Source organism: Metamycoplasma faucium (assembly GCF_045160055.1).
Taxonomy (GTDB): Bacteria; Bacillota_I; Bacilli_A; order Mycoplasmatales; family Metamycoplasmataceae; genus Metamycoplasma; species Metamycoplasma faucium.
The window spans coordinates 68,304-82,192 of sequence record NZ_CP088155.1 but is presented as its reverse complement, the minus strand read 5'-3'; the positions used below and the strand labels follow the sequence as shown (position 1 = coordinate 82,192).

14 protein-coding genes and 1 pseudogene are annotated in these 13,889 nt (G+C 25.6%); 11 read left to right on the top strand and 4 right to left on the bottom strand.

What is annotated here, in order from left to right; translation table 4 throughout:
* The first annotated feature begins 1 nt into the window (after nucleotide 1).
* Together rsgA and LQ356_RS00345 are read left to right on the top strand one after the other, a co-directional pair.
* Entirely contained in the window at nucleotides 2–856 is an 855-nt protein-coding gene (gene rsgA / locus LQ356_RS00350) for a ribosome small subunit-dependent GTPase A (protein ID WP_405311725.1), read from the top strand.
* On the top strand, nucleotides 856–1,536 hold the full coding sequence (locus LQ356_RS00345; RefSeq protein WP_405311723.1) for a ribulose-phosphate 3-epimerase: 681 nt from the start codon (nucleotides 856–858) through the stop codon (nucleotides 1,534–1,536). The genes rsgA and LQ356_RS00345 overlap by 1 nt, the downstream gene beginning before the upstream one ends.
* Before the next feature lie 178 nt (nucleotides 1,537–1,714).
* Here the strand turns inward: LQ356_RS00345 and LQ356_RS00340 are convergent, their stop codons facing one another.
* Nucleotides 1,715–2,734, bottom strand: a complete 1,020-nt coding sequence (locus LQ356_RS00340) for an IS30 family transposase (protein WP_405311318.1) — start codon at nucleotides 2,732–2,734, stop codon at nucleotides 1,715–1,717.
* Between the two features lie 235 nt (nucleotides 2,735–2,969).
* Here LQ356_RS00340 and rpsF point away from each other — a divergent pair, with 235 nt between their 5' ends.
* From rpsF to LQ356_RS00300, 8 genes and pseudogenes are all read left to right on the top strand, one after another.
* Nucleotides 2,970–3,506, top strand: coding sequence for a 30S ribosomal protein S6 (gene rpsF, locus LQ356_RS00335; protein ID WP_405311721.1), 537 nt, complete (start codon nucleotides 2,970–2,972; stop codon nucleotides 3,504–3,506).
* Nucleotides 3,506–3,952 carry a single-stranded DNA-binding protein gene (locus tag LQ356_RS00330; protein ID WP_405311719.1) on the top strand — a complete coding sequence of 149 codons (447 nt, stop codon included), beginning with the start codon at nucleotides 3,506–3,508 and terminating at the stop codon, nucleotides 3,950–3,952. The genes rpsF and LQ356_RS00330 overlap by 1 nt, the downstream gene beginning before the upstream one ends.
* 9 nt (nucleotides 3,953–3,961) lie before the next feature.
* A pseudogene (rpsR, locus tag LQ356_RS00325) lies at nucleotides 3,962–4,198 on the top strand (30S ribosomal protein S18); the annotation flags it as partial.
* 220 nt (nucleotides 4,199–4,418) lie between these two features.
* Nucleotides 4,419–4,970: a ribosome biogenesis GTP-binding protein YihA/YsxC gene (gene yihA, locus LQ356_RS00320; RefSeq protein WP_405311717.1), complete on the top strand. Its 552-nt coding sequence runs from the start codon at nucleotides 4,419–4,421 to the stop codon at nucleotides 4,968–4,970.
* 40 nt (nucleotides 4,971–5,010) lie between these two features.
* Nucleotides 5,011–6,984 carry a DHH family phosphoesterase gene (locus tag LQ356_RS00315; RefSeq protein WP_405311715.1) on the top strand — a complete coding sequence of 658 codons (1,974 nt, stop codon included), beginning with the start codon at nucleotides 5,011–5,013 and terminating at the stop codon, nucleotides 6,982–6,984.
* Nucleotides 6,965–7,402: a 50S ribosomal protein L9 gene (gene rplI / locus LQ356_RS00310; protein ID WP_405311714.1), complete on the top strand. Its 438-nt coding sequence runs from the start codon at nucleotides 6,965–6,967 to the stop codon at nucleotides 7,400–7,402. The genes LQ356_RS00315 and rplI overlap by 20 nt, the downstream gene beginning before the upstream one ends.
* Nucleotides 7,403–7,417: 15 nt before the next feature.
* Nucleotides 7,418–8,857 carry a replicative DNA helicase gene (gene dnaB, locus LQ356_RS00305; protein ID WP_405311712.1) on the top strand — a complete coding sequence of 480 codons (1,440 nt, stop codon included), beginning with the start codon at nucleotides 7,418–7,420 and terminating at the stop codon, nucleotides 8,855–8,857.
* The gene (locus LQ356_RS00300) at nucleotides 8,850–10,016 is read left to right on the top strand and encodes a YitT family protein (protein ID WP_405311710.1); all 1,167 of its coding nucleotides are present in this window, start codon (nucleotides 8,850–8,852) and stop codon (nucleotides 10,014–10,016) included. Before dnaB ends, LQ356_RS00300 begins: the two co-directional genes overlap by 8 nt.
* Nucleotides 10,017–10,060: 44 nt before the next feature.
* Here the strand turns inward: LQ356_RS00300 and LQ356_RS00295 are convergent, their stop codons facing one another.
* Complete coding sequence (locus tag LQ356_RS00295) at nucleotides 10,061–11,740, bottom strand: hypothetical protein (RefSeq protein ID WP_405311709.1); 1,680 nt, start codon at nucleotides 11,738–11,740, stop codon at nucleotides 10,061–10,063.
* A gap of 88 nt (nucleotides 11,741–11,828) precedes the next feature.
* On the opposite strand from LQ356_RS00295, the gene LQ356_RS00290 reads away from it, so the two are divergent.
* Complete coding sequence (locus tag LQ356_RS00290) at nucleotides 11,829–12,932, top strand: YitT family protein (RefSeq protein WP_405311708.1); 1,104 nt, start codon at nucleotides 11,829–11,831, stop codon at nucleotides 12,930–12,932.
* 14 nt (nucleotides 12,933–12,946) lie between these two features.
* Here the strand turns inward: LQ356_RS00290 and LQ356_RS00285 are convergent, their stop codons facing one another.
* Both LQ356_RS00285 and LQ356_RS00280 read right to left on the bottom strand, forming a co-directional pair.
* Nucleotides 12,947–13,405, bottom strand: coding sequence for an RpiB/LacA/LacB family sugar-phosphate isomerase (locus tag LQ356_RS00285; RefSeq protein WP_405311706.1), 459 nt, complete (start codon nucleotides 13,403–13,405; stop codon nucleotides 12,947–12,949).
* 1 nt (nucleotide 13,406) lies between these two features.
* On the bottom strand, nucleotides 13,407–13,877 hold the full coding sequence (locus LQ356_RS00280; protein ID WP_405311704.1) for an L-threonylcarbamoyladenylate synthase: 471 nt from the start codon (nucleotides 13,875–13,877) through the stop codon (nucleotides 13,407–13,409).
* Between the last annotated feature and the right edge of the window lie 12 nt (nucleotides 13,878–13,889).

Genomic DNA, 13,889 nt, shown 5'->3' with positions numbered 1-13,889 from the left:
TATGGAGCAAGGGAAAATTGTTAAAGTTGTTGCTGGATTTTATGATGTTAGAAGTAATAATGATCGTAAAATATATCGAGTTAGAGGAGGCGGCAAATTAAGACTTTTAGATATAATTCCAATAGTTGGTGATTACGTTGAATTTGAAAAAAATGAATTAATACATCGCATTTTAGGAAGAAAGAATTTTTTTATTAGACCTAGAATTGCCAATGTTGACCAAGCTATAGTTGTTATGTCTTTAGTGGAACCTGAATTCAGTTCACTACTTGTTGATAAATTTTTGATTGTAATTGAAAACAAAAATGTTAAACCCATTATTGTTTTAACAAAAAAAGATTTAACATCCGCTTCTAAAATTGATTTTTATAAATCACAAGGTTATGATGTTTTTGAAATAAACTATAATGATGAAAAAAGCTTTAATGGATTAAAAGAAATATTTAAAAATAAAACTAGCTTTTTTGTTGGGCAAACTGGCGTCGGGAAAACAACTTTAATTAATTACCTTGCTAAAACAAATTTTAAAACACAGGAAATTTCTTTATCTTTAAATAGAGGAAAGCATACAACGAGAGAAGTTAGCTTGATTGAATTTAATGATGGGGAAATTATTGATACTCCTGGTTTTTCTTCAATTGAATTTGACTTGACAATTAATGATTTGCCAACTGCATTTTCTAATTTTAGAGAAGCTGCTCAATTTTGTAAATTTAGGACATGTAAACATTATCAAGAATCTGAAAAGGATTGTGAAGTTAAACGCAGAGTGACAAGCGGATTGATTAAAGAAGAAAGATATCAAAATTATTTAAATTTTCTTAAAAGATTAATTAATGAAAGTTGAGAAAGATAATGAAAAAAATAAGCCCATCAATTTTAAATGTTAATCCAAACCATTTTGTAGAATATGTAAATCAATTAGTAAAATGGGGAGTTTCAAATGTTCATTATGATGTAATGGATAAAATATTTGTACCAAACGATGCTTTGCAATTGTCTGAAATTAAAGAAATTAAAAATAGTTGTTTACCACATATTATGGATATTCATTTAATGGTTAAAGATGTTAAAAAATATTATTCAATGTATAAAAATGTAGGTGACATATTAACGTTTCACTATGAAGTTTTAGATAACGACTTGTTTAATTGAATAATAAGAGAAGCTAAAAAAGATAATATAAAAATTGGAATTGCTATTAATCCTGAAACAAATATCTTGGAAGTATTTAATTTTATAAAAGAAAAGATTCATGATATTTCTTTGGTCCTAATTATGAGTGTTCACCCAGGTAAAGGTGGACAAAAATTTATAGATGATTCGCTGCAAAAAGTATCTTTTATTAAGAATGAATTTAATAAAATGAATATAAGAAATATAATTATTCAAATTGATGGTGGTATAAATGATTTAACGATAAAAAAATCGTTTGATGCTGGCGTTGATTTAGCTGTTGTTGGTTCATATTTAGTTAAAAATTTTAGTAAAAATGTCATAGATAATTTGCTTTCAAGCGATCTTTTAGAAAAATAACAATAATATTTTTAAAGAGAAATCTTCAATTGTGGATTTCTTGCTAGAAAGTAATATGAAGTGCAACACTATGTGCTTCATATTTTATTTTATCTTTTTTCAAAAATTCATGTATTAAAAAAAGTAAAAAAATATGTTAAAAATAAACACATAGTGTTTTTAAATTAAATATTAATAATTATTCAAAAATCTTATTGTAAGTTTCAATTAAATTTTCCTTGTAATATTCTAATGAAGAATTTCAGTTCAATATTTTTCTACGTTTATAATTAATTTCTAATGTTACTTCTTTAATGTATTCAGGATCAATTTCATCAAAATTAGTTCCTTTAGGAAAATATCTTCTAAATAAACCGTTTCAATTTTCATTGCTTCCCTTTTGCCAAGATGCATATTTGTCTGTAAAATATATGCATATATCAAATTTATAAGCTAATAACCCTAATTTTCTAAATTCAAATCCATTATCAGTTGTAATTGATCTAACAGGAATATTGTTGGAACCTATAAGTTTAGAAAGAATTCTATTTAAATTATCTGGATGTTTTCCCTTTATCATTGCTGTATAGCAAAATCTAGTTTTTCGTTCAACAAATGTAATGATATGATATGCCCCACGAACATTTCTGCCACAAATAAGATCTAATTCTCAATGACCAAACTCAGATCTATCATTAATTTCTTGTGGACGAGTTCAAATTGGCTTTACATATTTAGCGCCAACTAGTCTATCAATTATATTTGTATTTGCTCTTTTTCCGCCCTTTTTATAATATCTTCGCAATAATTCTTTCCGTTGTATAGCCCATTTTCCTGAATTTATCCAATTAAAAATTGTTTTAAGCGAAGGGATAGGGTAATTAAAATTATTTTTAATATAAAAATAAGTATTTTCAACCATTCATTTTTTACCATCATATAATGCTACAAATTGATTGGTAAAATCTTCATATTTTTCATATATATGACGATCTCAAAAATAAAACTTGTGTTTATGCCTAGTCATAGCTTTTTTATCAGCTATTTCAGGATTGTATTCTAAATTAAAGCAATCAAAATTCCTTTTGATTTCTCGTGATATTGTTGAAGGACTTTTTTTAATTTCTTTAGATATTTTCCTAATTGAGTAATTTTTACTTAAATATTCTTTTATTAGAATTCTATTGGTATAATTTAAATGATTATAATTATTAATCATGAGTAACCGCCTTCTGAAGCAAAATGGTTGCTCTTTTTTTATATAAAAATGCAACTCTATAAATTATCTCATAGTGTTGCACTTGATATTACAATGTAGCAAATCTTCAATTGTGGATTTCTTTTATTTTTATTATCATAATTTAATATATAATAGCAATGTTAAAAATTAAAAATTAATTTCTAACAAGGAATGGCTCCTTGGCTAACAAGCCCAAATGTCCATAAGGAGAATAATGTCAAATTATGAAATTATGATTTTAACAAACACTGAAATGTTAGAATCTGATTTAACAAAATTATTAACATCAACATTAAAAGTGAAAGATGTTAAATTAAACAAGCTTGAAAGAAATGAATTAGTTTATCCAATTAAAAAACAAACTAGAGCTAATTATTATGTTGTTAATTTAAAAATTGACCCATCATTAATAGCTGAATTAACTAGAAAGTTTAATATTGCTAAATTAATTTTAAGATATTTAATTATTAATCTTGATACCGAAAAAGGTTTAAAACCAAAAAAAGCATCAAGATTTAATAAATTTCATAAATTTAATAAATTCTCACAATCAAATAATTACGCAAATAAACAAAATAAAACATCAGAAGAAAATGCAGAAAATATTTCAAAAGAAAACGTTGAAAAATCTACTTTTTCAAAACAACCTGTTGCTGAACAAAACAAAGAAACTAAAAAAGTTGTTGTAAAAAAATTAACTGCAACAAAAACTTCTAAAAGTAAAACCGTTGCTGTTAAGAAAGCTGAATAATGAATAAAGTATTATTAACTGGAAGACTATCAAGTAAACCTTTTTCAGGAAAAACGAGTTCAAATATTGAATACTCAAGATTTACACTAGTTGTTCCTAGACAATTTCAATCTTCACAAGAAAATCAAGTATTAGATTTTATACCTTGTGTTGCTTGAAGATACAACGCTGAATTTGCTAATAAATATTTAGATAAAGGTTCTTTAATACTAGTTGAAGGAACATTTCAATCAAATAAAATTGTTGGCAAAGATGGAAATTCAAATAATACATATTCAGTTAATGTTGATAGAATTGAATCACTTGAAACTAAAGCTATGGCTGAAAGTCGTAGAAAATCAGCTTCACAAGAATTCAATATACCTGAAACATCACAAGATAATTCACTAAATGAAATCAAATCAGAAGATTCCTTTAATGAATTAGATTGAGGTGAAGATGAATAAGGAGTTAGAATGGCTAGAGTAGTTCCTAAAAAATTATTTGTTCGTAAACGTCCATGTCAATTTTGTTTAAGTAAAAATCCAAGTAATTATATTGATTATAAAGATGAAAATGTATTTATTAAATTAATAAATATGCAAGGTAAAATATTATCTTCGCGTATCATTGGTACTTGTGCAAAACATCAAAGAGCAGTATCATTAGCTATTAAAAGAGCAAGATATGTTGCAATTCTTCCATATATAGGAATGCTTCCTAAAAAGGTTGAAGAAAAAAGAAATTTCATTGAACGTGATCATGCTGCAAAACAAGAAATTGCAAAAGAATCTAAAAATCAAGAAGCAACCCCTAAACCTGCTCAAGAAGTAGAAAAAAGCAATGTAGCAGCCCCAAAGAAAACTAAAAAAGTTGCACCAAAAGAAGAAAAAAAATAGCCATTTTGGCTATTTTTATTTAAAATATTTAACTATGTGAAAATATATTAAAGGTGCTACATCACAAGAGACATGATTAAATCATTCTGGACAAGAAATTGTTTTTTGAGGAAGATCAAATGTTGGTAAATCCTCTTTAATAAATGCTTTAGCAAATATTAAAATTGCAAAGACTAGTCAAAATCCGGGAAGAACAAAAATAATAAATTATTTTGAAAGTGATTTAAAAAAAATAATTGTTGACTTACCAGGCTACGGATATGCAAAACTTTCTAAAAAAGAACAAGATAAAATTAGCAAAATGATTGACATTTATTTTAACAATTCAAACATTGATAAGCATGTTGTTTTGTTGATTGATGCTAAAGTTGGATTTATGCCTTTAGATTGAGAAATGATTAATTATATTAATCAAACTAATAATAAATTAACAATAGTTGCCACTAAAGTTGATAAGGCTAGTCAAGCACAAATATATAAACTAAAAAGTGATTTTATGTCTAAATTTATTGATGGAGACATATTTTTGGTATCTTCGTCAAAAAATAAAGGCATTTTAGAACTAAAAAAGTATCTTGCTATATAGTCATATTATTAATGTTAGTATTAATATATAATATTAAAATATGAAAAGAGAACAACTACACAAAAAAATAGGTTTAATAATAGGGCTTGTGTCTTTATTTTTAATACCAAGTATTATATTTATTGTTTTATTAATTAAATTTGATTCACTAAAATCACAAATTTTAATTGGTTTGTTTTATGTTTTTTGATTAATAGCAATCACATTTTTGTTTGCTTTTATGATGAGAAAATTTAATAAGAATAATATGCTTACAAATTCAAGCATTGCAGAATACATAGAAAGTGAAATAGATAAAGAAAATGTTGGAACTATAGTATTTTTAAATACTGGAACAATAGTTTGAATATCAAATTTTATTGAACAAAGATTTACACGTTCAATAATAGGCAAAAATATAAATTCATTATTTAACATTAAGAAATCAACGAACGACGTTTTTGATTTTCTTTTTGAGTACGAAAATTTTAAATATGATGTTCATATAACGTGAGAAAAAAATCTTGTTATTTTAAAAGATACAACCATTAGAGAACACGTTATAGAAGACTATAAAAAACAAAGAATTGTTTTTGGTGAAATTAACATTGATAATATTAATCTATATAAAGCAACTATGAGTGAAGATGAACTTTTTAAAGTTTATTCTTTAGTTATTACTATGCTTGAAAATTTAATTAAACATTATGATCTTATTTATCGTCAATATGAAAATGGAAGGTTTTTTATCTTAACCAACCAAGAAACATTATCTGAATTTGAAAAAAATAGATTTAAATTTTTTGAAAATTTGGATCCAAATCAAGTCATAAAAGATAATCCTGTTACTATTTCGGCAGGGTTTGCTTATGGTATTTATAAATTTGAAGTATTAGATTTACTGGCGAAAGAAGCGTTGTTGCAATCTCAAACTCGCGGTGGAAATCAAACAACTATCTTAACAAAGAACGAAAAATCTAGACATTACGGTTCATTTTCCGAAATCAAAATTAATATTTCAAGAACGAATGTTAACCTTATTTCAAAAGTTTTATTTTCAAAATTAGAATCAAAAAATATTGAAAAAGTTATTGTTTATGGTCACCAAAATGCTGACCTTGATGCTATTGGTTCTGCTTATGCTATATATACACTTGCAAAATCATATGGCAAAATATCATATATTCAAAACATTACTTATGATGATACAACGACGCGTCATATTGATAAAATGCTCGGAATTTCTAAATATGACATATTTATCAACCATAAGAAAGCAATCGCTCTAAACGACGATAAAACGCTCGTAGTGATAGTTGATACTTCTGATGAAACAAGAATTGAAAATAAATCAGCATTCAAAAACATTTTAAAAAGTAATATAGTAGTTATCGATCATCATAGAATCATGAGAAATCCAACATATGCATTGGTGAATAATTTCTTCATTGATTCTTCTGCATCATCCGCTTCAGAAATAATTACAGAAATGATTGCGTTGTCTAACAATAAAGATAAGATAAACTCATTAGCAGCACAATTATTGTTAGATGGAATTTATGTTGATACTAACATGTTCAAGAAACATATTTCATCAAAAACATTTTATGCATGCTCATTATTAGAAGAATGAGGTGCTTCTGCGGAAAAATCAATTATTAGTTTAAAAATAACTGAAGAAATATTTAACAAAGTTAAAAAATTAAATGAAAACTTACAAGAAGTTAAACCTGGATACTTTTTATCATATGCAGATATTGATACTACTAATGATATAATAGCAATAGCTTCTGATGAAATATTAAGAGTTGAGGGAAGGAAAGCAGCTTTTGTTGTTGGTAAGTTACAAGGAACAAATAAATATAAATTATCTGCACGTGGTGTTGATACAAACGTGCAAATAATTGCTGAAGCTGTAAATGGAGGAGGCCACTTTGGAGCAGCAGCTGCTGAAAGTGATGAACCTCTTGAAGTATTTATAGATAATATTAAACAAGCAATAGTGAGTGTACAAAATGAAAGTAATAATAATTAAAAAAATTGATAAATATAAAGAAAATCAAATTGTTGAAGTTAGTGATGGTTATGGTAAAAACTTTTTAATTAAAAATGGCTATGCTCAACCAATTAATAAGCAAACAATGGCTAATCTTGAGAGAATAAAAACAAAAATTGAAGATAACGAGAAAGAAATAATAGCTAAAGCAAATGAGGTTAAGACCGAAATTGAAGCTTTAATGTTTAATTTTTCATTAAAATCAAACGGCAACATAGTTCATGGTTCAATTACAAATACTGCAATCGAGAAAGAACTACAAAAACATAACATAAAAATTCCTAAAAATGCAATTGATAAAATCTTTTTAGCTTCATTTGGAACACATTATGTCCCAATAAAACTACATCCAAATGTGATCGCAAAATTAAGATTAATTATTAGTGAAGAAAAATAACAACAAGAAGGCATTATGGCATTAAACAATGAACAAGAAACAATAATTGCTAATAATGAAGTTAGTTTATTAGGCCTTTTACTTCGCAATCCTGATACATATATTGAAATTGCCGAAATAATCAAACCTGAAATGTTTCATTTTAAGCAAAATCAGATTCTATATCAAGCAATAGGTGAAATACATAACAACTATGTTAAATTTGATATTGCAAACTTATTAGATTACATTGAAAAAAGTAAGTTGTCATCTAATATAACTTTTTTTGGTAAAAAAGCAGTTGAATATATTGAATTTTTAGTTCAAAATGGTGGTTATAAAGAAGACTTAGATAAATACGCTAAAAAAATTATTGATCAATATAAACTAGAAAAAATTCTTAATTTATTATCTAGAACTGAACAAACTATAAAAAATGAGACTTTTGACGTTGGTGATTTAATTAGTAAATTACAACTCGAACTTATCAATATTGATGTTTCAGAAATAAATTCTTCCTATACAAAACTTTCAGAGGAAGTTGAAAAAATTGTTTTAAATTTAAATGATGACGACAAAAATGATGTATCAATAGGATTAGAATTTGGATATAAACAACTTGATGATTTGCTTTTAGGAGCAAATCCGGGCGATTTAATCATTTTAGCTGCACGTCCCTCCGTTGGTAAAACAGCTTTTGCTTTAAATATTGCAAATAGAGTTGCAAAACAAAAGAAAACAGTTCTTTTCTTTTCGCTTGAAATGTCAAATTCACAATTAGTTCAAAGAATGATTGCAATTGATTCAATGATTCATATATCAAAATTAAGAGCAAAAGCATTAACTAAAGAGGATTGAAAAGAAATTTATTGAACTAAACAAGAAATGAATAAATGAAACTTATTTCTAAATGATAAACCTACTCTAACTATTGCTGATATTAACACTTTAGCTAAACGTTTTGCTCGTAATACTCCAGTTGATTTAGTTATTGTGGATTATTTACAACTAATTGGTGATTCAAGCAAATCAGGTTCTGAAAATAGACAACTTGAAGTAAGTAAAATTTCTCGTTCTTTAAAGCAACTTGCAAGAGAACTAAAATGTCCTGTTTTATCTCTTAGTCAATTAAGTCGTAATGTTGAAAAGCGTGAAGATAAAACACCTATTCTAAGTGATTTGCGTGAATCAGGTACTATTGAGCAAGATGCAGATATAGTAATATTCTTACATCGTAAAGACTATTATCAAAAGAAAAAAATGCGAAATGAATCACAATCTGAAGAAGATACAAGCGCCGACTTAACAACAAACTATTCGGCAAATGGCTCAGAATATTCAAATACTAATGTTATAGTTGCTAAAAACCGTCATGGTGCAACTGGGGTTGTACAATTAGCATTTGGACCTGCTAATAATAGATTTTATTATCTTGATGATAAAAATGCAAAACAAAAGGAGAAAAAAGATGAATAATAGAACTAATCTAGAACAGAAAAAATCTGCAAAAAAAGAATTAAGAAAAAAACAAAATGAAGAATTCCAAAAAACATTAAATCCATATAATGTTAATTTACTTAATATATGAAAAAAATTTCCAAAAAAAGTTCTTTGAATGTTTGTATCAGCATTTTTATATAACATTGCCATAGCAGTTTTTCTTAAAAAAGCAGCAACAATTGCTTCTGGCACATCTTCACTTTCGCAAATAATAACATTTTTAGTTCCATCTACTGAACAATTTTATGGTTTATTTTATGTTTTAGTAAACTTACCATTAATGTTTATTTTCTGACGTAAAAATCCTCGAATGTTCATGGTATTAACGTATTATTGAATGCTTTTTCAAATAATAGTTCAATTAATATTTATTGATTACAATAAAGCAAATCCTATTGTTAAATTTATTAATGAATCTTTGTCAATTTATAATCCGAATGGCAAAGGTAGTTATTGAGATCCATATGGCAAGGAAATAATTGATACAAAACTTGGTACAATTAATTTAACTCAAAAAGGCCCTATTTGAAATCGTGCTACTTGACCTGTTTTAATATATGCAGCATTAGGAGGAATTTGTGAGGGTTTTGCATCAGTTATTGCTTGAAGACAAAGAGGATCAATTGGTGGAACTTCTGTTATATCTAACTATATAGCATATAAAAATAAAAAACCGGTCGGTAATGTATTTTTAATAGTTGCTTTATGTTTTTCATCGTTTTCAACTATTGTAATTGGTTCGCTTGAAGCAGCAGGAAAAATTTCAAAACACCCTTGAAGATCAGAACAATTTATTGTTCGTGTTATGGGAACATTTGTTTATCTATTCTTATTTACAATAATAGTTAATAAATTTTATCCAAAATATAAAAAAGTTAAAATAGAAATTTATTCAGACAAGATTGAATGAATTGTTGAACATTTTAAAAAAATTGGTTACATTCATGCGTTCAATATTTTTTATGGAATTAGTGGATTTAAACATCACGATTTAGGTAAAATTGAAACCATTGCTTTGTATTTAGAAAAAGAATATATTTTTGAGCAAATTAAATCAATTGACACGCATGCTTGAATTTGCACTTCAAATATACACGATTTAAATGGTCATTTTGACACTTCAACAGTAGATTAAAATAAAATAATTAAAAAATAAGTGCTAGTAAAAGCTCCTATTTTTTAATATGGTTTTATCTTTGAAACTAAATTATCAAATGCAACTTTATTTTTAGCATAATAAATTGCACTATCTAAATAAAACTCAATAATTATCTTTTTAATATCTTTTAATTCAGGATATTTTGAATCAGGTAGTCTATCACTATCATTTAATAAAGTTGAGAATTTTTCTCTACATTTATTTTTAATTTCTTCAGTTAATTTATTAAGCGCTTTAGGGTTTGTTTTTTTATTAACTAATATATTTTCAATATCGCTAATTCTTGACAAGTTTCACAAATATTCAAGGTTATTTTTTAATATTGATTCTGTATCTATTCCTAATTTATTTTTCTCTTGTTCGAAATTTTTATATTGAAGTAATCATTTAATAAATTGTTGCTTATATAGTTTTTTTCATTCCTTATTATCAAATAGTTTATTACTAAAATTTCGTATTATTTCAGGTATTAATTTTTCAGTATTTAAAGCATTTTCTAATAAACCTTTAAAAATATTTCTATATGCATTTATAAATGTTTCATCATCTTCATAAAAGAATTCTAAATTATGTCAGCTATATGCACTTATAGATTCAGTGGCATATTTAATAAAATTTTGTCTTTTAGCATTATCTCTATATTTATTTTTTTCATATTCTGATATTAAAGGATCAGATAATATCTTATTGATTGCATTTGCAAAATAATTTCTAATTTCCGTTTTAATCTTTTCAATTTTTATTTTAGATTCAGGCATTGATTTGAATCCTGAAATTGTTTTAGTTCTTGTGTTTTGGCTAATCAAATTATTTATTTTATCTTTTAGTCTATATTTAACTAAGATTTCATTATAGTTTTCTTCATTTAATTTTATTTCTTCAACTATTAATTCATAATCATCTTCAGATTCACCATATACACTAGGGTGGAATTTTCATGATATTTGTGTTGGATCGTTTGCATCTTTAGAATATATATTTGAACTACCAGAATATTCAAGAGAATCAACTTCATTTAACAATGAATTTATTTTTTCTTGTTTTAAGTCTTTCTTTTTAAAAAACTTAAAATCATGAGGTAAGGTAAGAGGTTTTGAAAAATACTTTCCATCTTTTGTTTTTAAAACTGGATAAACATTTAATATTCCGTTTTTGCTATTAGAAGCATCTAATCTTGTTCTTTCCTTAGATATTTCATATTTTTCTTTGTCAAATCCTGAAAATTCAAAATCTTCAAATTTAACATCCTTTGCTTCAGTGTTTCCAGGATTTGGCTTTGTATATTTAGTTATTATTTTTTTAGCTTCTTCATTAATTAATTTTTGATGATCAATAATATTTTCTTTTTTAAAACCATCAACAATAAATTTTTTACTAATAGTTTTATTAGTTGCTTTAGATTTTAATTGAATAGTTAATTCGACTGATGTTTCATTATGCTTTTTAATACTTAATATTGATGTTTCATATTTATTTTTATCAATATTATTGATATTAATTAAACTTTTAAAATTTGAATCATTTATTGCTTCATTAGCTGTATGATTGTTTTTATATTCAGTTGAAACTTCTATATTTGCTTTGCTAATAATTTGTTCTAAATTTTCATCTTTAGTTTTCTTTTCACATTTGCATGAAATTGCTAAAAATGGAGTTGAAAACAATGGAATTAAAGTCAATAATAATTTATTTTTTTTCATATCTATATATCCTTACATTTTAAATTATATATAATTAAAAGATAAAATAATATGTTAACATATTAACGTATTTATAAGTGAGAAAAAAATGGCAAAAATAACTAAAAAAAATGATTATGATTTAAATCCATATAAACTTAATTTTTTTAATATTTGAAAAAAGTTTCCTAAAAAAATGATGTTTATTTTTTTATCAGCTCTTTTATATAATATTGGTGTTGCAACGTTTTTAGCTAAGGCCGCAACTGTAGCCTCTGGTGTTTCAGCTTTAGTTCAAGCATTAACTTATACAATATCCAAAACTGCACCTTATTTTGCATACATTTATTTAGCGCTTAATTTTCCTTTTATCATTGCTTTTTGAAAGAAAAATCCTCGCATCTTTATGTTGTTAACTTTTTATTGATTATTATTCTTAGTTTTAATACAAAGTTTTTTATTAATTAAACCTGTTGGTGAATTTTTTGACAAAATCTCAATTTATTATGTAAATTGAAATAAAGACAAAACTAAATGAAATGAATTAATCCCATGAAATGTGTATGGGAAATATCCTAATACATTCATTACAACTTCGACTTGATCAAATCCTACCTGACCAATAATAATTTATGCAATTATCGGAGGGGTTTGTGCTGGTGCTGCTTCAGCAATCGCATGGAAAAATTCTGGTTCTACCGCCGGAAGTGATGTTATTGTTTATTATGTTTCAAGAGTTAAAAAAAGAGGAATTGGTTTCATTTCAACTATTGTTGCACTAATTTTTGCCGCTTTTTCAATAGTATTAATATTAGGAATTGAACTTGGTGGTGTAAATAAAGAAAATAAACCTTGAAATCCAGGAGCATTTTTATTACGTGTGATTGCAACTATTATTTATATATTTGTTTACAATGGTCTTGTTGAAATTTTATATCCTAAATATAAGAAAGTTAAAATTGAAATTTATACTAAAAAAGCTGATTTAATAATTAAACATTTAAAAGAAATCAATTATTGACATGGATATAATTATTCAAATATAACATCCGGATATAATCAAAGCAATAGTATAAAAATTGAAACACTTGCTTTATTTTTGGAACAAAGCATAATTAAAGCCGAAATAATAAAAATAGACCCAGAAGCTTGAATAACAATTTCTCCAATTTATCGCATTTTTGGATTATTTGATACATCAAAAGTTGATTAAAAAAAGAAACGGCTTTATTCCCCGATTTCTCCTAATTTAGCAATTCTTGCTACATGACGACCGCTTTCAAAGGTGGTATTTTTTCATACATTAAACATTTTATAAGCTTGTTCCGGATTTATAAATCTTCCTCCAAAACATAATATATTAGCGTTATTATGCATTTTTGCTAATTTAGCCTCTTCTTCATTTGTGACGCGAGCACATCTAATATTTTTAAAACGATTAAGAGCAATGCTTATTCCAATACCGGAACCACATAATGCTACATAATAGTTTTTATCACTATCCTTATTTTTAGTTAGTAATTTAGCAAATTCAATACCTATTTCCGAATAAGAAACAGAAGTAGTTTTGTCTTGTGCACCATATAATTTAATTTCATATCCATCTTTTTCAAGCAATTTGGCTAAACCTATTTTAGTGTCATATCCACCATGATCACTTGCTATATACACTATTTTTTTGTCCATTTTATTTCCTTAATATTTCACCATCTTCAACTCTAATAATTTGACTAGGTTGTTGTGACATTTTTCCAAAATTATATATATTTTTAATTTCAGGAAAAATTAATTTTGCATCTTCAATAGTTTTGCAAACCGGAGCATTTGACAAATTACAACTTGACATATAAATAGGGCCATTTTGCTCTAAATATTCCAGTAATTTTTTTTGATTAGGCATTCTAAAACCTTGATTGTTAACTACTAAAGTTGTTGCTCCAGGCCAATATTTTTTAGCATATTGCTCAGCTTGAATATTTCATTCAGGAAACATTCTAGCTTGCTTTATTGATGAAACTAATATTATTAATTTTTTATTTTCATCTCTTCCTTTAATTTCATAAATTAATTTTTTGATTTTTTCATTTACTTTGCCGCCTATACCTAAAACAGTATCTGTAGTAGAAATAATTAATTCGTTATATTTTTTATTACTCATAATATTCTTATT